The organism is Marinimicrobium locisalis (assembly GCF_039822625.1).
GTDB lineage: Bacteria > Pseudomonadota > Gammaproteobacteria > Pseudomonadales > Cellvibrionaceae > Marinimicrobium > Marinimicrobium locisalis.
This window is the reverse complement of sequence record NZ_JBDLLG010000001.1, coordinates 188,308-211,321: the sequence shown is the minus strand read 5'-3', so window position 1 is coordinate 211,321 and position 23,014 is coordinate 188,308. Positions and strand designations below refer to the sequence as shown.

Here is a 23,014-nt window from a genome sequence, read left to right as displayed (position 1 = left end):
GCCCCCTTGGGCGGCGCACTTTCCTTTGAAAAGCGCAAATACCGTGAGATTTCTCCGCCTCAACACCCCTTGAGGAGTCCGCTTGGGCGAAAATCGCGCCCCGACCCATGGAAAAATCGCCGCAATTATAAAGATCGCAGCGCCGAAAGACCAGTCCGCAAGCACCTTTTTTGTGCTTACCGCACCAATGCTTACGCGCCGACGGTCTCTTCGGCGAACCGAGGCCCATCCCCCCGGACACAAAGTCATCAGGTCGGGTACAATGGCGCCTTTTTGGCCCGGTCAGCCGTTTTATGAGTCAGTCCAATCCACTCAATCCACCCGTTTCCTCCCGCCCCGGCAACCGCCAGCATTGGGGGCAGCTGCAGGGGGCCGCTCAGGCCCTCGCCCTGGCCAGCGCGGCCCGCCGGCACGCGGGGCTCAGCCTTGTGATTACACCCGACACTCTGTCGGCCCAACGGCTTGAGAGCGAACTCAGTTACTTCTGCGACGGACAGTTGCCGGTGCTGCATTTGGCGGACTGGGAAACGCTGCCCTATGACACCATCTCCCCTCACCAGGACATCGTCTCCGAGCGGCTGAACACCCTATACCGCTTACCGCAAACCCGCCAGGGTTTATTAGTGGTACCAGTGACGAGCATCCTACAGCGTTTAATGCCGCAAAGTTATTTGCTGGCCAACAGTCTGTTGCTGGAGCCCGGAGAGCGCGTGGATATTGAGGGCCTGCGCGCCAATCTCGAAAAAGCCGGCTACCACTGCGTGGACACCGTGTACGAGCACGGGGAGTTCGCCGTGCGCGGCTCGCTGATCGACCTCTTCCCCATGGGGAGCGAGCACCCCTTCCGTATCGACCTGTTTGACGATGAAGTGGAAACCCTGCGCAGTTTCGACCCAGAGACTCAGATGACGGTGGAACAGGTCGAGCGCATCCAGCTGTTGCCGGCAAGGGAATTTCCTTTGGACAAGGCCGGCATCGCTCGCTTTCGGGACCACTGGCACGAGCGGTTCGACGTCGACCATAAGGCCTGCCCGGTCTACCAGGACGTATGCAGCGGCATCGCGCCCCCCGGAATTGAGTACTACCTGCCGCTCTTTTTCGATCAGTCCAGCCACCTGTTTGAGTACCTACCGGAGAACACTCAAGTGTATGCCCTCGGAGCGCTGGAAACGGCCGCCGAGCGCTTCTGGGCCGAACTTCAAAACCGCTACGAAAGCCGCAAGGTGGACCCGCAGCGGCCGATCATGCCGCCCCGCGACATTTATCTAGGCATCGATGAGTTTTTCGGGCTGCTCAAGCCCATGAGCCGCACCTTTATTGAAGCCGAGCCGGTGGCCGAAGGCGAAGGACGGCACAACTTCGCCACACAGACGCCTCCCAGCCTGCCGATCAACCACCAGGCCGAGAACCCCCTCACCGCGGTGGAAGCGTTTCTGATGGAGTACGAGGGCCGGGTTTTGTTCTGTGCGGACTCCGCGGGCCGGCGGGAAACGCTACTGGAGTTACTCGGGCGCATTCGCGTCAAACCCTCGGTGGTCGAGAGTTGGTCCGGCTTTGTCGACTCCAATGAACCTCTGGCCCTCTCAGTCGCCCCGCTCGATCAGGGGCTGCTGCTCAGCGACCCCAAACTGGCGGTTATCGCTGAATCGCAACTGTTTGGCGATCGCGTCCAACAGCAGCGCCGGCGGCGTCAAGCCCAGGACGCCAGCGATCTGGTAGTCAAAAACCTGACCGAACTCAAACCCGGAGCCCCGGTTGTCCACATTGACCACGGCGTGGGCCGCTATCGCGGCCTGGAGACGCTGGAAGTGGACAGCCAGGCCACCGAGTTCCTGACCCTGGAATACGCCGAGGGCGCCAAGCTGTACGTCCCGGTCACCAACCTCCATTTGATCAGCCGCTTCAGCGGCGCGGACGAGGAGCTGGCCCCACTGCACAAGCTCGGCAGTGAGCAGTGGCAAAAAGCCAAGCGCAAGGCTGCCGAGCAGGTCCGGGACGCCGCCGCCGAACTGCTGGACATCTACGCTCGCCGGGCGGCCCGCAAGGGCTTTGCCTTCGACGACCCCAAGGCGGCCTACGAGAGCTTCTCCGCGGCCTTCCCCTTCGAGGAAACGCCGGACCAGCAGCGGGCGATTGAGGCGGTAGTGAGCGATATGCTCTCGCCCCAACCCATGGACCGCCTGGTCTGCGGCGACGTGGGTTTCGGCAAGACGGAAGTGGCCATGCGAGCGGCGTTTATCGCCAGTTACAGCGGCAAGCAGGTGGCCCTACTGGCCCCCACTACCCTACTGGCCCAGCAGCACTTTGAGTCTCTCAAGGACCGCTTTGCCGACTGGCCCATTACCATTGAGGTCCTCTCGCGCTTTCGCACCACCAAAGAGGTCAACGCCGTCCTAAAGCGGCTTGAAGAGGGCAAGATCGACATTGTGGTCGGCACCCATAAACTGATTCAAAGCGACATTCGCTACAAGAACCTGGGGCTACTGATCATCGACGAGGAGCATCGCTTCGGTGTGCGGCAGAAGGAAAAGCTCAAGGCCCTGCGCTCGGAAATCGACATCCTGACTCTCACGGCAACGCCAATTCCCCGGACGCTCAACCTCTCCATGTCCGGCATCCGGGATCTGTCCATCATCGCCACGCCGCCGGCGCGCCGACTCTCGGTGAAGACCTTTGTCCGCCAGCAGGACGATGCCGTGGTGAAAGAAGCCATTCTGCGGGAAATTCTGCGGGGTGGTCAGGTCTATTACCTTCACAACGAAGTGAAGAATATTGACCGGGTGGCGCGGGAGCTGGGCGAGCTGATTCCCGAGGCCCGAATCGGCATCGGCCACGGGCAGATGCGCGAGCGCGACCTCGAGCGGGTGATGTCGAACTTCTATCACAAACGTTTCAATGTAATGGTATGCACCACCATTATCGAAACCGGTATCGACATTCCCAGCGCCAACACGATCATCATCCACCGCGCTGACAAGTTCGGACTGGCGCAGTTACACCAGTTGCGTGGTCGCGTGGGGCGTTCACACCACCAAGCCTACGCCTACCTACTGACTCCCGAGCGCCGCGCCATGACCGGCGACGCTCTCAAACGCCTGGACGCCATCGCCGCCGCCCACGACTTGGGAGCGGGCTTTACCCTAGCGACCCACGACATGGAAATTCGCGGTGCGGGCGAACTGTTGGGCGAGGAGCAGAGCGGTCAGATCCAAACCGTGGGCTTTTCGCTCTACATGGATATGCTGGACCGGGCGATCAAAGCCATTCGCGCGGGCAAAACCCCGGATATCGAATCGCCCCTGGATAGCGGCATTGATGTAAATCTGCGGATTCCCGCCCTGATCCCCGCCGACTACCTGCCGGATGTACACACCCGGCTCGTACTCTACAAGCGTTTGGCAAACGCCGAGTCCGACGAGGCGCTGCGCGAACTGCAGGTGGAGATGATTGACCGCTTCGGGCTACTCCCGGAGCCGACCAAAAACCTGTTCCAGGTCACGGCCCTGAAGTTGCGGGCCGAGGCTCTGGGCATCGCCAAGCTCGAGGCGGGCGATCGCGGCGGTCGACTGGAATTTTCCGAGCAGACCGAGGTCGATCCTCTAACCATCGTACAATTGGTGCAAAGTGACCCACAAACCTACCAACTGGCCGGTGCCAATCATTTAAAATTCGTCCGAAATATGGAAAATGGCGAAACACGTCTGAACGCCGTTTCGGAACTGCTGGACCACCTGACGCCCGGAAAACGCTCATGAACCACGCTCTTCGCTCTACGCTTCCGTCCCTGCTCAGCCTGCTCTCGGCACTGGCTCTGGGTACACTCGCCCATCAGTCGGTGGCTCAAGAGTCCGACCCCAGCTGGTTTCAGGTTGAGATGATTGTATTTGCCCGGGAAAACGCCGGGGACGGGATTGAACAGTGGCCGCGCAATATTCAGTTGCGCTACCCCTTTAATTGGGTCGAGCTCGCCGACTCGCCGAGTGATGGCGACACGGAGCCGGCAACGGAAGAGCGCCCCTCCTGGAACCGTGGGCTGGACCGGCTCAAGCAGACCGGCGAGGATGACAACACCCTCTACCGCCTACCCGAAAATGAGCGCTCCATGGACCGCTACGCGGACGCGATGGCCCGCTCGGGAGAATACCGGGTGCTTTTCCACGAAGCCTGGCGCCAGCCCATGGTGGAAAAAGATCGCTCTCCGGCCATTCTTATCACGGGAGGGGAGACCTTCGGCAACCACTACGAATTGGAGGGGAGCGTCACTCTGAGCGTTTCCCGCTACCTGCACCTGCATACCCGCCTGTGGCTGACGCAGTTTGAGCCTAATTTCGGGCAGCCCCCGGGCGCCTGGCCCGAACTGCCCCGCCGCCCCAATCAGCCCCTCCCCGAGGGCGCCTCACCAGAGCCAACCTCCTCGACCGGCCCCGCTTGGTCAAACTCCGACGAGTGGAACCGAGACTGGCGCGATAGCGGCAACACCTGGGACAGCAGCCTAAACACCACCTCCAGCCAACCGGACTTTCTTGGGAAGGACTACCTGCCCAGCCGGATTGCCACCATGACCCAACGCCGTCGCATGCGCAGCAATGAGCTGCATTACATCGACCACCCGCTATTCGGCCTTCTCATCAAAATCACCCCCTATGAGCCAGAAGGAGGATAAAGGCGGCGCGAGCGCACCGTAGCGTTGAGAAGCAGTAGGAGAGAGGCTAACAGGGGGAAGGATTCAGAATTGTCTCTCGGAGTGTATGCACCCGCCCTCAACCGGCGACGGGTGACCGCTTGGACAGCGGGAGTCAGGCGACGGCTATCACATCGTCAGCCTGGAGCCCTTTATCGCCCTCGAGCAGTTCAAACTCCACGCTCTGGCCTTCGGCCAAAGAGCGGTAGCCTTCTCCTCTTATATTGCGGTAGTGAACGAAAACATCGTCACTATCGTCACCACGGGTGATAAACCCGTAACCGCGGGCGTTATTGAACCATTTTACGGTTCCTGATGCGCGCTCAGCCATAATGATACCTCATTATTCTTATCAAAAGTCCTATCAAAATACCGATAAGACCGACAAAAAAGCCGGCCTTTGCCCTCTTTTGGTAACCCCAAACTACAAATTTCTCACAAAACTTTGCACATTTTGGGTTGCAAAAAAGAGCAAGTGTCCTGCTTTTTTACAGAACGCACACTTTTTAAGCTAAATTGCCGCGATTGTCCAGAGTCAATTGCAGGTTTTGCGACTTTCTTAGCTTTTTTGGTTATATAAAATGAACGGCAACCGTTTGCATTTCATTCCGGCGCTATATAGATTCCCGGCGCGTTACGCCACAAGCCGCGCCAGTCCATACCGAACCCGAAGACAAAACGATCCGGCACCGTGAGCCCCACAAAGTCCGCCTCAACGGCGGGAGGCTGCGCCAGCGCCTTCTGCACCAGGGCCACCGTATGCACCGAGCGAGCGCCCTCCCGCCGCACATAGTCAACCAGCGCGCTTAGCGTTAAGCCACGATCGAGAATGTCGTCCACAACAAGCACGCGCCGGCCCTTGAGCGGGGTTTCCGGGCGGTGCACCCAGCGCAACGCGCCGCCTTCGGTTGCCTGCCCATAGCGGCTGGCATGAATATAATCGGTTTCCAAAGCCATGGGCAGGCGGGTCAGTAGCTGACCGGCTGTCACCAGGCCACCATTCATTACCGTCAACACTAGTAGGGGGTCCTCCCCAGTGAGCGTCCGCTCAATATCGGTGGCCAGACGATCCAAAGCATGGTGCAAGCTCGCCTGATCGTGCAGGCAGGTAGCCTCCTGGAGCACCTCGCTACTCTTCACCCTCGCCCCCTTCACCGGAATTCTCGCTCATGTCCGGGCCCGCCTTTGGATCGTGAGCGGAGCGATTGCGCGTTTTCGACGCGCCCGAAGAGGGCCGCCCTTTATAGGCCTTATTACCCTTACCGCTTTGTTCATCCGTACCATCATCCTCTTCGTCCTTATTATCCTTATCGCTGGCGTCATCCCCGCCGCTCGCCTCCTGTTTGCGGTCCTCAATACGGCTCGATTGCGCCTCCTCTGCCTCGCTGTCGATGGAGCGCTCCTGCTCGGCGTCCGCCTTGGCCAGCGACACCGGGTTGGGCACATGCAGGGTGGAAGTGGGGAAGGCGATTTCGGCCCCATGCTTACCAATAATATCGGAAACTCTGAGCATGACTTCTTCCTTGATTTGATGAAACTCCACCCAGTTCACCGTCTTGGTAAAGGTGTAGATAAAAAAGTCGAGGGAACTGGCGCCGAAGGTTGTGAAATTGACGATTAACGTCTGATTTTCAGTTTCCATTCGGTCGTCGTCAATCAACATTTGCCGAACTTCGTCCACGATCGACTTCAGCCGAGTGACATCATCATAACGCACGCCCACCGTTTCAAATATCCGACGGTTCTCCATGCGAGAAGGATTCTCTACCGAAATCTGGGTAAAAGTGGCGTTGGGAACGTAAAGGGGGCGACGATCAAACGTGCGAATACGAGTTTGCCGCCAACCGATATTCTCCACCACCCCTTCAATATTCTGGTCGGGAGAACGAACCCAGTCCCCCACGGCAAAAGGCCGGTCCATATAAATGGTCAAACCGCCAAAGAAGTTTGCCAACATATCCTTCGCCGCGAAACCCATGGCAATGCCGCCCACCCCGCCGAAGGCGAGCACACCCGAAATGCTGTATCCGAGAGACTGCATAATTACCAGCACCGCGGTGACCACAACCGTGGCTCGCAATAGCTTGCTGACCGCCCCGACAGTGGTCGGATCGCCTGGATCGCCCTTGCGCGGATGCAAAAACGCTTTTTCCCCCAGGCGAATAAAGCGCACCAAGAACCAGACGAGCAACAGAACCGTACCCACCTGACGCACCACTTTCACTACGCCCATCAACTCAATGTCCGTCCCCTGATGGGTCAGGTAACTGGCCCAGCTGATGCCAATGAGCCAAATAAGAACCTTGATCGGTGGCCGTCCGGCTTCGAACAGCATCATTAGCCACATGGCGTTGTTCTTATCCGCCTTTTTCTCCAGCCGCTTTAGAATAAAAGCGACCACCCAGGCGAGGACGAGGGTTCCCAGCACAATGCCGAATGCGTGCAAAACCCATAGCTGCTCCTGATCGGCCAGATCAACCAGCCACTGCTTACTCAGTTCCAAGAGGTCCATGGTGTGATTAGGCTCCCAATGTTAGACGAAGTTTTTATGTAAAACCCGCGCGATAGAATTTTTACGACTTGCGCCAGTATACCGACGGCCATGAAAAAACAAAAACTGCGAGAAAAATTAGGCAATTAGCGGTGAACGGTGCGACCGGGGCAGCCCCCCACGAGTTCCCACCCGGCCGGGAGCCCCTCATGATTCCGGCCTAAAGCCGTGGTATGGTAACCCACACTGACCCCGCCACGGGGAAGGCGTCATTTCACTCAACCGGAGAAGTGCGTATGGGCGTTCAATCACCGAGCATTGGTGCCTGGTACTTCGATCAAGAGGACCAGCAAGTGTTTGAAGTGGTGGCACTGGATGACGAACAGGGCACCATCGAAGTCCAGTACCTGGACGGGGCGATCGGCGAATTTGACGGCGAAACCTGGGCTCAGATGCCGCTCGTGCCCGCCGCCGCGCCGGAAGACTCCGATGTGGCCTACGAACTCAGCCAGGAAGACCGATGGCATGACGGCGAGGCCGTGCCGGCCGACAACTGGACCAACCCTCTGCACACCATTGAACCCGACCTTTTCCCTGGGTACGACGACTAACCCTCCCCGGGGCCGCCACTCCAACCGACGGCCCCACCCCCTCCGCCGACTGTCACCCCAAAAGGGTTGCATACAGTGAACAACTGTATATAATCCCAATAGCTGTATAAAAACCCATACGCCTAATATAGGCGGCCCCACTTTGTAGCCAGCCGGGCCGCACAGACCCAGGCCGCAGACACAAAGGAGCACACCATGCTTAACTTGACGCCACGCCAGGAAAAGGTGCTGCAGCTGATCAAGAACTATGCCGAGGAGACCGGCTACCCGCCCACTCGGGCTGAAATCGCCCGCATCCTGGGGTACAAGTCGGCCAACGCCGCCGAAGAGCACATTAAGGCCCTGGCGCGCAAGGGAGCCATTGAAGTCATTCCGGGTGCCTCCCGCGGTATTAAGCTGGTAGAGCCGGACCTGGGGCTCCCTCTGGTGGGCCGAGTGGCCGCCGGCAGCCCTATTCTGGCCCAGGAGCACATCGAGGATTATTGCCAACTGCCTCACAACTTCTTTTCGCCCAGTGCGGATTACCTGCTGAGAGTGCACGGCATGAGCATGAAAGATGTGGGTATTTTGGATGGCGACATGCTGGCGGTACACCGAACTCAGCAAGCGCGCAATGGCCAAATTGTCGTCGCCCGCATTGGGGAAGAGGTCACCGTCAAGCGCTTCAAGCGAGTCGGTAACCGGGCCCAAGTGGAACTCTGGCCCGAAAATCCCGATTTTGACGTGATTGAAGTAGATTTGCGCGACCAGGACTTTACAATCGAAGGTCTCAGTGTAGGAGTCATTCGCCGTGATTAATGCCGACCTATTCGCCCCCCCTGCCCCCTCCGGTGGCGTCACCGAGCTTGTATTGACCCACAACGCCCCGGAGCAAACCCAACTGTTGCTGCCCATGGTGGCGCACCTGAGCCGCAATCAGAGCGACCGCTGGCTGACCTGGATCAGCCCCGGCCCGGTCGATCGAAAACTGTTGGAAAGCTATGGCGTGGACCCTAGAGCCATTCGGCTAATTCACGCGCCAGAAGCAAAAGATAACCGTTGGATTCTCTGGGAAGCGCTGGCCAAAGGCAATAGCCACACTGTGATTGCCAGCCCGGGAACCCTGACCGAGCGGGAACTGAAACAACTGGAAGCGGCCGCCTTGAAGGGACACTGTCAGGCGTTACTGCTGCGTATTCGGTAGGATTTAAACAAGGCCAAGGCCCGTTACCAGGGACGAATCGGCTCGGTGGGCCGCGATCAGCCGCCATCAGGGGCAAGGCAGAGACATCAAAAAGGCGGCCTTCAGCAAGAGGGCTCTGAGGGCGCCCCCTTGGGACCCCGTCCGTCAGTGGTAAACTGGTTTTTCCTCGTCGGAGCCGAACTCACCCAGAAAGTCCTCAACACCATCCTCGGCTATCTCGCTGGCCGCCTCCATGCCCGCTTCAATCATCGCCTTGGCCACATCCAGCTTGCCCTCGCGCATATAGGACAGCGAATCAGCGGAGAAACGGATACAAACCAACGGCTCGGTTTCCTCATCGGCCCTTTGCAAGACCACGTCACCGTTTGACAGCTCCACAATTTCATATAGAGATGATGACATAAATACTCCTCACAAGCCGCCCAAAGGTGGCGCAGTCATCTGCGTTAGTCATTTATTAACAGTTTAACACAGACCCGCACGTTGAGTGATATGCCCCGACCGTTTCAGTACTCCGCGCTGGTCTCTCTCTGGCGTTCGATGAGGGCGTTAAAGGCTTGATACCAGGCCTCCAGGCTCTGACGGGAAACCTGGCGACCGGCGTTTTGAGGAGCATCCAAGTCAATCACCTCAATGCGCTGTGCCGAGTCCCGAGGGGGCAGCCAAAACGCCTCGTAGGCGGTTTGCAGAGCGACCAGCCAACTGTCGGTATTCTCGCTCAATGTTTGCAGTTCCCTGGGTTCGGAGGGGGTCTTGCCCAGGCGCTCAAGCGCTTGTATCAGATCCTGCTCCGTATAAATTCCCGAGGTCTCGGGCACCGCGTAGTTTTCCGCCAACTCCCGCAAGTAATGGCGGTAAGCACAAAGAAGATGAAACGCACCCGCGTCCAGGAGCGCTTGGCGTCTGAGCCTATCATCGGCCCTTTTGGAAGCGGGCTCTGCTCGAACCAGCTTCATTAAAGCACGGCAATAGGCCAACTTCTGGTTCACCTGCGAGAGACTGGACGCGGCCATACGGCTACCTCGTGACTAAATCCCGGGCCTACTTATTGGGGACCCATTTGCCTTTCTGGTAAAACGCCTTCCATCCCGTGGCTTTTCCGTCCACCTCGGACTGGACGTACTGCTCCTTGGTCTTGCGGCTGTAGCGAATCACCGTTTTGTTACCGTCAGGGTCCTCTGTGGGGGCCGAAAACAAGAAGGTGTATTTCGGGTCGATCTCTTTCTTGTGCGGCAATAGCTCAGCCACCAATGGCGCGCGGGTTTCCCGGTTCTTGGGGAACTGGCTCGCCGCCAAAAACAGGCCGGAGGCCCCGTCGCGCAGAACGTAAGTATCGTCTACCTTCTGACACTCGAGCTCCGGCATGGGCACCGGGTCCATCTTGGGCGGGGCCGGTTCGCCGCTCTTCAAAAGCTTGCGGGTGTTTTTACATTCGCTATTGGTACAGCCAAAGTATTTGCCAAAGCGCCCGGTTTTGAGTTGCATTTCGCTGCCGCACTTGTCGCACTCGAGCGTCGGTCCTTCATAGCCTTTAAGCTTAAAGCTGCCCTCTTCCACTTCGTAGCCCGGGCAGTCCGGATTGTTGCCACAGATATGCAGCTTGCGTTTGCTGTCGAGCAGGTAGCTGTCCATGGCGGTATTGCACAGCTTGCAACGACGCTTGGTTCGCAGCAAGCGGGACTCGGCCTCCTCGTCGGCGTCGGCATCCAGCGCCTCTTCCCCGGAAACCAGGTTCATCGTATTCTTGCACCGCTCCTTGGGCGGCAGACCATACCCAGAGCAGCCCAGAAATACGCCGGTGCTGCCGGTCCGAATCTGCATGTGACGCCCACATTGGTCACACTCGATGTCGGTATCGGTGGGCGCATTGGAGCGCATCCCCTTCTCGCTACTTTGGGCCTGATCCAGTTTGCGGGTAAACTCCGCATAGAATTCGTCCAGCAGTTGCAGCCAGTTCTTCTCACCCTGGGCGACATCATCCAACGAGTCCTCCATGCTGGCGGTAAAGCCGTAATCCATCAGGTCATCAAAACTTTCCACCAGGCGCTCGGTCACGATATCGCCCATTTTTTCCGCGTAAAAGCGGCGATTTTCCAGCCGGACATAGCCCCGGTCCTGAATGGTGGAAATGATGGAGGCGTAAGTGGAGGGCCGACCGATTGCCCGCTTTTCCAACTCTTTCACCAAGCTCGCTTCGGTAAAGCGCGCGGGCGGCTTGGTGAAGTGCTGGGACGGTTCCAGCTTGATCAACGGCAGCGCCTGCCCCACTTTAATATCCGGCAGGACCACGTCTTCATCTTTCTTCGCCACCGGGGGCAAGACCTTCAGGAAGCCGTCAAACCGGATGACGCGACCGCGGGTGCGCAGCTCAAAGTCCGCCGCCTTGACCACGATTGAGGTGCTGGTGAACTCCGCCGGGCTCATCTGACAGGCCACAAACTGTTGCCAGATGAGGGTATACAACCGCTCGGCGTCGCGCTCCATGCCGCTTAACTGATTCGGTTTAACCGTGACACTGGAGGGGCGAATCGCCTCGTGCGCTTCCTGGGCCCCCGCCTTGCTGGAGTAAACGGCGGGGCTCTCCGGCAGGTAGCGCTTGCCGTATTCGTCCTGAATATAATCGCGGCAGCTGGCCACTGCTTCCTTACTCAAGTTTGTGGAGTCGGTCCGCATGTAGGTGATGTAGCCCGCTTCGTACAAACGCTGGGCCATCATCATGGTTTTCTTCACCCCGTAGCCAAGGCGAGTGCTTGCCGCCTGTTGCAGGGTGGAGGTGATAAACGGCGCGGGCGGTTTGGACTTGGTGGGTTTATCTTCCCGGTCCACCACTTCGTAACTGGCGCCTTCAAGCGCCTTGACCGCCGCCATCGCCTGAGTTTCGTTAAGCGGCTTAAAGGCCTTCTCGCCCTGCTTTTTTACCTCGAAGCGGACCGCTTCGTCCTTGCCGGCTTTCAGTTTCGCGGCCAGGGTCCAATATTCCTCGGGAACGAACGCACGAATTTCCCGCTCCCGCTCCACGACCAGACGCACGGCCACCGACTGAACGCGCCCGGCGGAAAGACCGCGAGCAATTTTTTCCCACAGCAGCGGCGAGAGCATATAGCCCACCACCCGATCGAGGAAGCGACGAGCCTGCTGAGCGTTGACCCGGTCCCGATCCAGCCGACCGGGCTTCTTGAACGCGTTTTGAATCGCCGTCTTGGTAATCTCGTTAAACACCACCCGACGGTACTGCTCCGGCTCCCCCCCGATGGCTTGCTGCAGGTGCCAGGCAATGGCTTCCCCCTCGCGGTCCAAGTCCGTCGCGAGGTAGATGGTGTCGGCCTTGGCGGCGAGCTTGCGCAGCTCATCCACAACTTTTTCCTTGCCCGGCAGAATTTCATACTGGGCCTCCCAGCCGTGCTCGGGATCAATGCCCATGCGCTTAACCAGCTGCTCTTTCTGCTTCTTAGCTTTGAACTTGGCCTTTTCGGTGGGCGAGAGCTTGCGGGTTTTTGCCGCCTGGCGAGCGCGCTCTTTCGGGTCCACCGGTTTAGAGTTGCCGCTGGTGGGCAAGTCCCGGATATGGCCGACACTGGACTTCACAACATAGTCGTTGCCCAGGTATTTATTGATAGTCTTGGCCTTGGCCGGGGATTCGACAATAACTAAAGATTTACCCATGCGACTCTTCTTTTCCGTTGCGATCGTGAGTGGATGGCCCGAGGCCAGAGCGCTGCAAAATACCGGTTGAGGTGCGCATATATAAGTCCTGAGCCGGGCTGGGTCAAGTCAGACCTTTCCCGGCGCCCGGTCAACTGGCGGCAAAAGTAGTATTTTCACGGCTTGGCAGTCGGGCGCTTGCCCTTCTCTATCTGCTTGATTTTGCACGCTTTATTAGAGGTTCCCTTAAGAAGTAAAGCTTTGTCGGGCACCGCCGATAGCCTCTTGGGGCCGCCTTCGTCCCCGTGAGAGCCTCACCCCAGCCGGATCGTATCGGGAACCATGATCAATATACTGTTACTGACTTCACTGTTGCTGCTATCGCTGTTCGCCGTTCACTTGGTGAACCAGCGGCAAGAGAAGTTCCACCGGATCCGGATGCAACAGCGCCGGCTTCGCTGGCAAATCGAAGCGCTGGAGGAAGTATTGGTGGGCGTGGAGGAGGTTATGCCCACCCGAGCTATTGCCCGCTGCATCAACGCTGAGATATTACATCTGTTGGAACAATCGCTGGAATTGGAGAAAGGCCAGAACACGCACCTTGAAACCCGAATTAACCACGTTAAGCAGCGGGAAGAGGAGATGGCCCAGAAGACTGAGCAGCCCTCCGCCAACCGGCTGCGGGAAAGCGACGCGGAAATGGCGCGCACCGAGGAGGCGCTGGACCAGGCGGCCAAGGTTCTGCGCCGACAAGGCCATCAGGGACGGTTGGAGGGAGAGTCCCTCAGTCACTATCTGCAGGAATTGAGCTGGACCAAGTTGATGGTGGAAGTGGTCACCTACGTCGCCCAAGGCCACAAAGCAGTCATGCGCGGAGATTTCACGACCTCCCAAGCCTATTACAAAAAAGCCCAAAGCCTGTTAATTAGCTCTGACCACCCCGACCCCAAACGCATGGAAGTGATCCGGGAGCTCGGCGAAGTGATTCAGGGCAAACGAAAGGCGCTAAGTCGGGCGCTGATGCCGGAAGATGACTACAATCCCACTAACCTCTAATTCTGTCGTTTCGCTCCTCCCCTTTCGGCGTCCTACTGAACCCCTTCAGAAAGTCCAGAATGCCCTCCAGCGCCTCGATACCGCCCAACTCGGTCCAGTAGACCGACCAGCCTTTCGCATCGCCTGCCACCGCCTGAACCGACTGAGGTAGGCTCGGCAACTGGTGCGCGAGCCATTGCTGCTCCCGGGCGCTGGCCCGGCCGGCCCCCTGCCAAGTCCAGTGCCCCAGAAAGTGAGCCTCGTGCTGATAGGCCGCCCGAACCAGCATCCAGGGCGGCGTGGGCCCGCCTCCCTTTCCAGCGGGACGTTTGTAGGCCGGTATGCGGCTGGGCGCTTCCATATCGGTCGCTTGGCGGGGCAACGCCCGCAGGGACACTAGGATGCCCTCTTGGCGAGCGCGCTCTCGCAGTTCGGCCTGTCGCCGCTCGCGAGCGCTAGGCTGTAGCAGCATGAGAGGCCCGACGACCATCGCCACCACGCCCAGAAGCACCACCAGCGTCCAGATATTCACTCCACTCTCTCCTTCACTATTCACTTTTCAAGCACGGTAAAATGCTACTATCATGACTCGACGCCGGCACTCGAACGGCGTTTCCGCCGACCGTCCACCTGCAAGGAGATCCCACTTATGGCCACTTACAAACACATTATCGCCGGCCTGGACTTATCCGAGGAGTCCCCTCAGGTACTTCAGCGCGCCACTGAGCTCGCGCGGGACTGCGGCGCCACCCTAAGTCTCGCCCACGTCATCGAACCGCTGACATTCGCCTATGGGGGCGATATGCCCGTGGACCTGTCAGAGGTCCAGGAACAGCTTCAGCTCAAAGCCGAACAGGAGTTGCAACGGCTGACCCGCCAAACCGACTTTACGATTCAACACGAACATGTGCTCGTGGGCCAACCAGCCACGGAACTACACTACTTGGCCAATCAAGAAGGGGCGGATCTGATTATCGTGGGCAGCCACGGGCGCAAGGGTTTTGCCCTTTTGCTGGGCTCGACCTCAAATAGCGTTCTGCACGGCGCCAGCTGCGACGTGCTGGCGGTGCGAGTGGCCCAGGAGGACGAGAAAGAGGGCTCCTAACACGCGGAGCGGAAGGCGGGAGGGCGTTACCCCTCCTGCATGTCTTCCAGTTCCGCCCACCGATCAAAGCACTCCTCCAGCTTTTGCTCGGTCTCCGCCAACACCTTTAGGTGGGCATCCACCGTTTCCTGGGGCTCGCTATAAAAGCCCGGATCCGCCGCCCGGCTCTGCAGACTCTCCAGCTCCGCTTCGAGTGCCTCGATACGTTCGGGCAGTTGGTCAAACTCCCGCTGGAGTTTGTAGCTCAACTTTTTGGTTTTGGGCTTCGGACCGCCCTTGGCCTCCGGGGCCGGCTTGTCCTCCGCCGCGGCGCCGCCTTGGGCCCGGTCATCAGACTCGCTCGCCGGTTGGGGCGCCCGATCATCCGTCCAGCGCCCGCCCTGGCGCAACCAGTCATCATAGCCACCCACATACTCGCGAACCTGGCCGCGGCCCTCGAACGCAATCACGCTGGTCACAATATTGTTGAGAAAGGCCCGGTCGTGGCTGACCAAAAGAACGGTGCCGTCGTACTCCGTAACCAGATCTTCCAGCAACTCCAGCGTTTCCACGTCCAAGTCGTTGGTCGGTTCGTCCATCACCAGCAGGTTGGCCGGCTTGCTGAACAACTTCGCCAGCAAGACTCGATTGCGCTCCCCGCCGGACAGTGCCCGTAGCGGCGTTCTCGCCCGCTCGCCGGTAAAGAGAAAATCGCTGAGGTAGGAAATGATATGGCGGGACTTGCCGTTGAGCTCGATAAACTCTCGCCCCTCGGCAATATTGTCCACCGCGCTCTGGTTCAGGTCCAATTGCTCGCGCAACTGGTCAAAGTAGGCGATTTGGAGGTTGGTGCCCAGGCGGACCCGCCCCCGTTGAGGCTCCAGCTCCCCCAGAATCAACTTCAATAAGGTACTTTTGCCGGCGCCGTTGGCACCGATCAGCCCGATGCGGTCACCGCGCATCACCACCGTGGAGAAGTCGGAGACGATCGGTTTGTCCGGGTAGTGGTAGGACACCCGCTCCAGCTCCGCTACCAGCTTACCGGAGCGCTCGCCGCTGGTGACCGAGAAGCTGGCCTTGCCCTGGAGCTCACGTCGCTCTTGGCGTGTTTCGCGCATGGCCTTGAGCGCCCGCACCCGGCCTTCGTTGCGGGTGCGGCGAGCCTTGATTCCCTGGCGAATCCAGCTTTCTTCCTGGGCCAGCTTTTTGTCAAACAGCGCGTTGTGGCGCGCCTCTTCCGCCAGCGCCTGCTCCCGGTATTCGAGATAGCGGTCGTAGGTTCCGGACCAGGTGCGCAGGTGGCCACGATCGAGCTCGGCAATATCCGTGGCCAGGCTCTGTAATAGCGAGCGGTCGTGGGTAATAAAGACCAACGCGCCCTGAAACTCCAGCAGTTGCTGCTCCAGCCATTCGATGGCGGCGATATCCAGGTGGTTGGTGGGCTCATCCAGCAGCAACACATCGGGCTGACAAACCAGGGCCCTCGCCAGCGCAACCCGGCGGCGCCAACCGCCCGAGAGGTTGGCCATCAACCAATCCCCGTTCAGATCAAGGCGGGTCAGGGTGGTATCCACGGTTTGCTGGAATTGCCAGCCGTCCACGGCCTCGATTTTTTGTTGCAGCCGGGAGAGCTCCTCCATGTCCACCTCCCCTCCGGCCTGGGAGAGACGGTGAAATGCCTGCAACAGAGCCCCTACCCCTTCCAGCCCGGCGGAGACCATGTCAAACACGGTTTGATCATCGGCCTCGGGGAGATCCTGCGCGAGCCGGGCAACCTTCACTTCCGGCGCCACCTGAACGGTACCACCATCCAGATCGACCTCTCCCGAGAGGACTTTCATAAGGCTGGACTTGCCGGCGCCGTTGCGGCCGATCAGGCACAGCCGGCGGCCTCTCTCAATCGAGAGATCGACGCCGTCGAGCAATACCTGAAGGCCATAACTGAGTTGGGCATTTTCGAGTCGAATCAAAGACATGAGAAAGCTTCTTGATGTGAATCACAAAGGAATAAAAACCGGATTTTTATCGCGTAACAACAGTAGCGGCGCCCCGAACGGACTGATATGCTGCTATCAATAGATCCCGGCGGACGAGCATCATACAGCCAATCAGGGCTGTACAGAAGAACAATCCCGCCACCACCGAGAGACGAGGTAGCTGCACCCATGCACTCGCAACGCCTTGCCGCCCGACTGGCCCGTTTGACGCTGTATATCACCATGACCCTTCCCGCTGCGGGCCTCGCCTCCGAGGCGTCGACCCCGGCCGAGGCCTCTGACCCTCTGGCGGACCAGCGAGCCCTGTACCTGCAGGCACGGGACGCCCTTTCGAAGCGCCAGATGCAACGTTACGAACACCTCTACGAACAACTGGCGGACTACCCACTGAGGCCCTACCTCACTTATCACGAGCTGACCCGCACGCTGGCTCGGGCCGAGCCCGAGCACATTAATCGTTTTGTGAGTGAGCACGAGGGTTCCTACCTCGCGCGCCAGCTGCAACGCCAGTGGCTCAACACGCTCGCCAGTGAGGAGCGTTGGGAACAATACCTGTCCTCCTACCGGGGCACTCTGGGGGATACCGACCTTCAGTGCTATGCGCTCCAGGCCCGTCTCGAGCAGGGGGATGCCGACGCCCTTGCGCAAGTCGATGCCTTGTGGAATGTGGCGCACTCCCAGCCAGATGCCTGTGACCCGCTATTTGCCGCTTGGATGAAGGCCGGTCGGCTAACCGCCGACATTGCCTGGGAACGGCATTACAAAGCAGTCCAAGCTCGCAACCTCGCCCTTGCCAGCTACATTGCCCGGCAAATGCCCGAAGCCGAGCAGCGCCTGGCCCAATTGCTGCGCGAGGTCGACCGTCACCCACAAGTGCTGGCGCAAAGTCATCGCTTCCGCAGTCAATCCGAGGCCATTCAAACCATTATTAACCATGGCCTGCGTCGCCTGGCCCGGCGCGATGCGATCAAGGCCCTGGAGCTTTGGCGCGGCTATGACGCCCAGCAACTGTTCTCGAACGACGAACGACTCGCCACTCAGGAAGCCATCGCACGGCGCCTGATTGACCAAGACCATCGCGAACACGCCAACCAGCTATTATCGACCATCCCAACGCTGAGCGGCACCGACCTGGTGGAATCCATTATTCGCGATGCCCTGGGGCAACTCGACTGGGCCCGGGCCTACACTTGGTTGAACCAACTGCCACCCGAGGAGCAGGACAGCGAGCGCTGGCGCTACTGGCGCGCCCGGCTGATTGAAGAGCTGGAACTGCAGAATACCGGCCCCGAGCCGCGCGACCTCTATGCCGCCGTCGCGGCCACCCGAAGCTTTTACGGCTTTCTGTCCGCCGACAAACTGGGTTTTGAATACCGCCTTCTGGACCGGCCAGCCGAGGTTTCAGAGGCCACTCTACAGGCCGTGGAAAATCTGCCGCCCCTCAAGCGGGCTCGGGAGCTACTGCTTATTGGCGACATCAACAACGCCAGCCGGGAGTGGTATTACACCGTGCCCTCCCTGGAAAAGACACAGATTCTCGCCGCCGGCAAACTGGCCGAACGCTGGGGCTGGCACCGTAAGGGCATTCAGGCCATGGCCAGCGCCCGTTTCTGGGACGACCTTGGGGTGCGCTTCCCCTTAGCCTACCAGGAGCACGTTAAGACCGCCGCCGATGCGACCTCTATCCACCCCCACCTGCTGTTTGCCATCGCCCGGCAGGAGAGCGCCTTTATGGCCCACGCCCGCTCCCCCGCCGGCGCCCTGGGCTTGATGCAACTGATGCCAGCCACCGCCCAGCAAACCGCCCGCCGAGCCGGAGTGCCTTACCGGCGCGCCGACCTGCTCAGTCCGGACACCAATATCACGCTCGGGAGCCGCTACCTGCACGAGCTACTGGATGAATTCAACGGCAACCGGATTCTGGCAACAGCGGCTTACAACGCCGGACCCTACAGGGTGAAGCAGTGGCTGAAAAACGGCGAACAGAACCTGCCCTATGACGTGTGGATTGAAACCATCCCCTTCCGGGAGACCCGAGGCTACGTTCAAAACGTGCTCTCTTACTCCGTCATTTACAGCTATCGGATGGGAGAGAAGAGCTCTTTCATTACCGCCGAAGAGGCTGGGCACGCCTTCTAATCGGCCCGGCGCCGTCCAAGCACAGCGCTAGAGGAGGGATTCAGCGGCAGCGCAAGGGCACGCCGCGAAAACTAGTGGCCGTAGCGAACCCGCTCATGAGGCGAAGTAAGCCCGCAAGCGGGCCTGCACCACGGCCGCTAGCTCATCCGGAGCGAACTTGGACAAAAAGGCATCACAGCCTACTTTCTCCACCATTGCCTCATTGAAGCGACCGCTCAGAGAGGTATGCATGACGATGTGGAGCGAGCGCAATGACGGGTGCTGGCGAATCTCGGAGGTCAGCCGGTAGCCGTCCATTTCGGGCATTTCCGCATCGGTGATCATCATCACAATCTCATCATCGACTGTTTTTCCCTGGGCCACCCACTCTTGCAACAGGTTGAGCGCTTTCAACCCGTCCTGCACCACCATAAGCTCCAGGCCCAGGTCATTCAGTGTTTCCCGCACCTGATTGGCGGCGGTGGCCGAATCCTCCGCCAGCAGCACTTTGAGCCCACGCTCTCGGGCCTGCTGCGCCAGCGTTTTGTCCAGGGTCTGGTCCGATACCGACGTATTGAGGCTGGCGGTTTCGGCGAGCACGCGTTCTACGTCGAGAATTTCCACCAACCGGTCCTCCACCCTCGTAATGGCGGTCAGATAGTGCGCCCGACCGGCACCTTTTGGCGGCGGCAGTACCTCTTCCCAGTTGAGATTGACGATTCGATCCACCGGCCCGGTCATAAACGCCTGAACCGTTCGGTTGTATTCGGCCACAATCAAGTTTCGCTCCACCTCCGCACCAAGCGGCCGGGTGCCAATAGCGTGGCTGAGGTCTACCACGGGAATGGTTTGCTCGCGCCAATGGGTTACCCTGACCACCTGAGCGTGACTGTGCGGCACCTGGCGCAAGCGCGGCATTTTGATCACTTCCTGCACTTTGAAAACGTTGATCGCGAACAGCTGTGGGCCACCGAGGCGGAACAACAAGAGTTCCAGCCGGTTTTCACCGACCAACTGGGTGCGTTGGTCAACATTGCTGAGAAAGCTGGTCATAGTGGTTTCACCTCGTGTAAGGCGCCCGTGGAGTTATGGCTCGCCGCGCCTGGAAGACATCTCGCCGAAGGCGTCATGCCCCCGGTAGCCTCCAACCTCATCAGTTTAACAGAAGTGGCGCACTTTTCATCTTTTTCGGTTGCCGGAGTCACTCAATAGCCTTTGGGCGGAGCCCCCGCTCTTCTCTCATTGTGCTACTCATTGCGCGCGAGCTACACTGTGGAACCGAATCGCATTTAGGACCTCGTCGTTCGCCCATGTCTGAGTTACTCCCACTGTTGGCGCGGCAGCCCATATTCAACCGGTCGATGCAAGTGGTCGCCTATGAGCTTCTGTGCCGCACCAGCCACCTGAACTACGCCGACTTCCAAAACGGTGACTCCGCCAGCTCACAGGTGTTACTCCATACCTTTACCGAGCTGTCGCTCGAAAGCGTGGTGGGCAAGCTCAAGGCCTATATCAACTTCACCCGCACGCTGCTGGTGACCCCGCCACCGTTTGACCGGCGCCAACTGGTCATTGAGGTACTCGAAGACCAGACGGTGGATCAGTCCCTATTGGAAAGCCTGGCCCAACTCAAAAACCAAGGGTATACCATCGCCCTGGATGACTTTGTGCTGAGCGAGCACACCCGCCCGTTGCTGACCTACGCCGATATCGTCAAGCTGGATGTTCTTCAACTGACAGAGGCGCAGCTCATTGAGCATATCCAGATTCTCAAGCCAATGGGGGTTATCCTACTGGCGGAGAAAGTGGAAACCTACGAAATGCTCGAGCGTTGCAAGACGCTAGGCTTCGAGCTGTTTCAGGGCTATTTCCTGGCGCGCCCCAAAATCCTCAAGGGCCATAAGGTCACTGAAAGCAAGCAGGCGGTATTGCAGTTGCTGGCCGCCCTGCACGACCCGGACGTCCCCATCCTTCGAGTGGAGAAGCTGCTCTCCCAAGACCCGGTGCTCAGTTACAAGCTCCTGCGCCTGGTCAACTCGGCCGCCTTTGCCCTCCCGCGCACTGTGGACTCTTTGCGCCAGGCGATTACGCTTCTGGGGCTGGATATCATCAAAAACTGGGTGAATCTGCTGGCCATGGCGAACCTGGGGGACAAGCCCAGGGAGCTCAGTGTGGCGGCCTTGAACCGGGCTCGCATGTGCGAAGCCCTGGCCCGCATCATGCAAAATGAAAAGCGCCAGGACGCCTACTTTACCGTGGGACTGCTCTCGACGCTGGACGCCTTTATGGACCTTCCCCTGGACGTACTGCTGGCCAATCTGTCACTCAGCCCGGAACTGTCGGAGGCCTTGCTGCTGCACACCGGCCAGGAGGGCCGAGTGCTTGATATTGTGGAGCATTACGAGCGGGGGGAGTGGGAGAAAATTGACTGGACGTTCCTGGACCAGTTCGATGTCACTCCCGAGCTGTTATCACGAACCTATCTGGAGTCCTTGCAGTGGGTCTCGGCCACCCTGGAGCAGATTGGACTGACCCACTGACTCCGCACTACCAGCGCGGAAAACGGCCTCAGCGGCTGAGCCACCGTTCCAGTTGATCCCCCTCAAAGGGCCAGTCCAGTTCAGCGCCACTATCGCCCCGGGCCAGCACGGGAATCCTCACGCCGTAGCGCTCCATCAGCTCATCCGAGTCGGCTATATCCACCTCCTTCAGGCCCCAGTCCGTGGAGGAGAGAACCGGCCAGAGCCGGTCCTTGGCGTGCTCGCAAAGATTGCATCCCATGGTGGTGTAAAGGATAAGAGTGGTCGCGCTCAATTAGGCCTCACTGTTCCGGTTAGCGTTCATGCCGGTCGCGTCACTAGCATCACCGCCCGCCTGGCTCACACCGGTTTGGCCGGCGTTGGTGTACGAGTCAGTGCTAAGGGTCTCCAGCATACGCGCCATAAACTGCCTCAGAGAGGCGGCTTCGTCAACATTCTCGCCCGCATCCCCCGCAGCCATGCGTTCGCCGGCGTCCAGCAACAGTTGCTGGGGCTGGGCGCTGACGTTCTGTGACTCGGCCAGGGCCGCCTCCAGGTCTCGCAAGAACTGACCCACTGGCGCTAGGCGCTCCTGCAAAGTGGAGGCTCCAGAGGGCTGGCCATCTGCACGGCTCACCTGGCCGTAGCTTTCACTGACCCGACGAATATCCGTCTGACTTAAATTCAGGGAAAATTGGGCGATCTGATCCCCCTCAAACCCGAGGTCCATTGCCGAAGTCATGGCCCCTTCGAGGTCGCCACTAAAAAACTGCTCCGATAGCGAGTCCACCTGCCCCAGTACCGACTCAATCGAGGCTCGTTCGTCCTCGTTCAGGTCGCCCTCGACACTCCAACTCATCGAGCGACTGGCAGAGGCGGAGAAGGTTTGGCCCCGGCCGTCGCCGCTGAGAGAGGCGGCGCCACTGCTGTTCGCCTGAATCGAGACCACATCCCCTTCGGCGGTGGTTAACTCAAAGCTGAAGGAACTGGCCCGAGCCTGTTCATACGCATAAGCGGTGGGGCGAGCGCTCTGTGCGGTTTCTACCGAGTTGCCCTTATCGGTACTGGCCTCAGGGCGATTGTCATTTCCGCTTTTTTCGGGGTTAAAGGCATCATCGAGAATGCGCTCTCTCAAGCCCTCAATGCCTGACAGGACTCGGTCCCGGGTGTCATTGATATCGGTCTGAATTTCCGGCGTAAAGCGGCTGAGCGCCTCCAACTGCTTCTGCGCCTCGGCAAAACCCTTCTTGAATCCCGCCAACCCCTGTTCCAGGCGCTCTTGCAATTGCTCTTGAGTGGCGCCGTCGGCGGCGTCACTCTTCAGGCGATGCTCAATAAAGCCAAGAATGTTTCCGGCCACTTTTTCCGCCGACAAGGGCTCAAACTGAGCAAACCGCTCCGCGGACCCCCCACGCTTGGCGGCCAACTTCTCGTATCCCATCTGCAAGGTCTGTTCAATCACCTGGAAAGCCCGCTGGCGGTTCTCCTCAAGACTGGGCCCCTTGGCGCTATCGCCCTGCTCCGGGCCCTTGGGAGATTGGCGGTTGGACTGAATCAGATCGCGCGCACTGTCGTTGGCGCGCATATCGGCAGGGTAGCCTGAGGAATGGATGTTGGACACTGGCATGGCGACCTCCCGGGAGGCAAAGAAGC

20 protein-coding genes are annotated in these 23,014 nt (G+C 59.3%); 9 read left to right on the top strand and 11 right to left on the bottom strand.

Annotated features, from left to right (window positions below; translation table 11 throughout):
* The first annotated feature begins 293 nt into the window (after positions 1-293).
* Both mfd and AAE514_RS00965 read left to right on the top strand, forming a co-directional pair.
* Complete coding sequence (gene mfd / locus AAE514_RS00970) at positions 294-3,755, top strand: transcription-repair coupling factor (RefSeq protein ID WP_347329607.1); 3,462 nt, start codon at positions 294-296, stop codon at positions 3,753-3,755.
* Positions 3,752-4,663, top strand: a complete 912-nt coding sequence (locus AAE514_RS00965) for a CsiV family protein (protein ID WP_347329606.1) — start codon at positions 3,752-3,754, stop codon at positions 4,661-4,663. Before mfd ends, AAE514_RS00965 begins: the two co-directional genes overlap by 4 nt.
* A gap of 133 nt (positions 4,664-4,796) precedes the next feature.
* Here AAE514_RS00965 and AAE514_RS00960 read toward each other — a convergent pair whose 3' ends face one another.
* The 3 genes from AAE514_RS00960 to AAE514_RS00950 all read right to left on the bottom strand — a co-directional run bounded on the left by AAE514_RS00960 (position 4,797) and on the right by AAE514_RS00950 (position 7,193).
* A complete protein-coding gene (locus AAE514_RS00960) occupies positions 4,797-5,012 on the bottom strand; it encodes a cold-shock protein (RefSeq protein WP_347329605.1) in 216 nt (71 codons plus the stop codon).
* A 272-nt stretch (positions 5,013-5,284) separates the two neighbouring features.
* On the bottom strand, positions 5,285-5,821 hold the full coding sequence (locus AAE514_RS00955) for a hypoxanthine-guanine phosphoribosyltransferase (protein WP_347329604.1): 537 nt from the start codon (positions 5,819-5,821) through the stop codon (positions 5,285-5,287).
* A complete protein-coding gene (locus AAE514_RS00950) occupies positions 5,811-7,193 on the bottom strand; it encodes a mechanosensitive ion channel family protein (RefSeq protein ID WP_347329603.1) in 1,383 nt (460 codons plus the stop codon). Before AAE514_RS00950 ends, AAE514_RS00955 begins: the two co-directional genes overlap by 11 nt.
* 275 nt (positions 7,194-7,468) lie before the next feature.
* On the opposite strand from AAE514_RS00950, the gene AAE514_RS00945 reads away from it, so the two are divergent.
* The 3 genes from AAE514_RS00945 to AAE514_RS00935 all read left to right on the top strand — a co-directional run bounded on the left by AAE514_RS00945 (position 7,469) and on the right by AAE514_RS00935 (position 8,966).
* Positions 7,469-7,783 carry a DUF6763 family protein gene (locus AAE514_RS00945; protein WP_347329602.1) on the top strand — a complete coding sequence of 105 codons (315 nt, stop codon included), beginning with the start codon at positions 7,469-7,471 and terminating at the stop codon, positions 7,781-7,783.
* A 195-nt stretch (positions 7,784-7,978) separates the two neighbouring features.
* Positions 7,979-8,581, top strand: coding sequence for a transcriptional repressor LexA (lexA, locus tag AAE514_RS00940; protein ID WP_347329601.1), 603 nt, complete (start codon positions 7,979-7,981; stop codon positions 8,579-8,581).
* A complete protein-coding gene (locus AAE514_RS00935; protein WP_347329600.1) occupies positions 8,574-8,966 on the top strand; it encodes a cell division inhibitor SulA in 393 nt (130 codons plus the stop codon). Before lexA ends, AAE514_RS00935 begins: the two co-directional genes overlap by 8 nt.
* Positions 8,967-9,110: 144 nt before the next feature.
* Here AAE514_RS00935 and AAE514_RS00930 read toward each other — a convergent pair whose 3' ends face one another.
* From AAE514_RS00930 to topA, 3 genes are all read right to left on the bottom strand, one after another.
* Entirely contained in the window at positions 9,111-9,368 is a 258-nt protein-coding gene (locus AAE514_RS00930) for a hypothetical protein (protein ID WP_347329599.1), read from the bottom strand.
* Positions 9,369-9,472: 104 nt separating this feature from the next.
* Positions 9,473-9,979 (bottom strand): DUF6586 family protein, encoded by a 507-nt coding sequence (locus AAE514_RS00925; protein ID WP_347329598.1) that lies wholly within the window; start codon positions 9,977-9,979, stop codon positions 9,473-9,475.
* Between the two features lie 28 nt (positions 9,980-10,007).
* A complete protein-coding gene (gene topA, locus AAE514_RS00920) occupies positions 10,008-12,629 on the bottom strand; it encodes a type I DNA topoisomerase (protein WP_347329597.1) in 2,622 nt (873 codons plus the stop codon).
* Positions 12,630-12,950: 321 nt separating this feature from the next.
* On the opposite strand from topA, the gene AAE514_RS00915 reads away from it, so the two are divergent.
* Complete coding sequence (locus AAE514_RS00915; RefSeq protein WP_347329596.1) at positions 12,951-13,664, top strand: hypothetical protein; 714 nt, start codon at positions 12,951-12,953, stop codon at positions 13,662-13,664.
* On the opposite strand, the gene AAE514_RS00910 is transcribed toward AAE514_RS00915, so the two are convergent.
* Complete coding sequence (locus tag AAE514_RS00910) at positions 13,654-14,175, bottom strand: hypothetical protein (RefSeq protein ID WP_347329595.1); 522 nt, start codon at positions 14,173-14,175, stop codon at positions 13,654-13,656. The two genes, AAE514_RS00915 and AAE514_RS00910, sit on opposite strands and share 11 nt — an antisense overlap.
* A 117-nt stretch (positions 14,176-14,292) precedes the next feature.
* On the opposite strand from AAE514_RS00910, the gene AAE514_RS00905 reads away from it, so the two are divergent.
* Complete coding sequence (locus AAE514_RS00905) at positions 14,293-14,748, top strand: universal stress protein (RefSeq protein ID WP_347329594.1); 456 nt, start codon at positions 14,293-14,295, stop codon at positions 14,746-14,748.
* Positions 14,749-14,774: 26 nt separating this feature from the next.
* On the opposite strand, the gene uup is transcribed toward AAE514_RS00905, so the two are convergent.
* Positions 14,775-16,703, bottom strand: coding sequence for an ATP-binding cassette ATPase Uup (gene uup, locus AAE514_RS00900; RefSeq protein WP_347329593.1), 1,929 nt, complete (start codon positions 16,701-16,703; stop codon positions 14,775-14,777).
* A 189-nt stretch (positions 16,704-16,892) separates the two neighbouring features.
* On the opposite strand from uup, the gene AAE514_RS00895 reads away from it, so the two are divergent.
* Positions 16,893-18,863 carry a transglycosylase SLT domain-containing protein gene (locus tag AAE514_RS00895; protein WP_347329592.1) on the top strand — a complete coding sequence of 657 codons (1,971 nt, stop codon included), beginning with the start codon at positions 16,893-16,895 and terminating at the stop codon, positions 18,861-18,863.
* Between the two features lie 93 nt (positions 18,864-18,956).
* On the opposite strand, the gene AAE514_RS00890 is transcribed toward AAE514_RS00895, so the two are convergent.
* The gene (locus tag AAE514_RS00890) at positions 18,957-19,895 is read right to left on the bottom strand and encodes a chemotaxis protein CheV (RefSeq protein ID WP_347329591.1); all 939 of its coding nucleotides are present in this window, start codon (positions 19,893-19,895) and stop codon (positions 18,957-18,959) included.
* Between the two features lie 257 nt (positions 19,896-20,152).
* On the opposite strand from AAE514_RS00890, the gene AAE514_RS00885 reads away from it, so the two are divergent.
* A complete protein-coding gene (locus AAE514_RS00885) occupies positions 20,153-21,382 on the top strand; it encodes an EAL and HDOD domain-containing protein (RefSeq protein WP_347329590.1) in 1,230 nt (409 codons plus the stop codon).
* 28 nt (positions 21,383-21,410) lie between these two features.
* On the opposite strand, the gene AAE514_RS00880 is transcribed toward AAE514_RS00885, so the two are convergent.
* Positions 21,411-21,656: a glutaredoxin family protein gene (locus AAE514_RS00880; protein ID WP_347329589.1), complete on the bottom strand. Its 246-nt coding sequence runs from the start codon at positions 21,654-21,656 to the stop codon at positions 21,411-21,413.
* On the bottom strand, positions 21,657-22,988 hold the full coding sequence (locus tag AAE514_RS00875; protein WP_347329588.1) for a DUF5610 domain-containing protein: 1,332 nt from the start codon (positions 22,986-22,988) through the stop codon (positions 21,657-21,659).
* Positions 22,989-23,014: the final 26 nt, after the last annotated feature.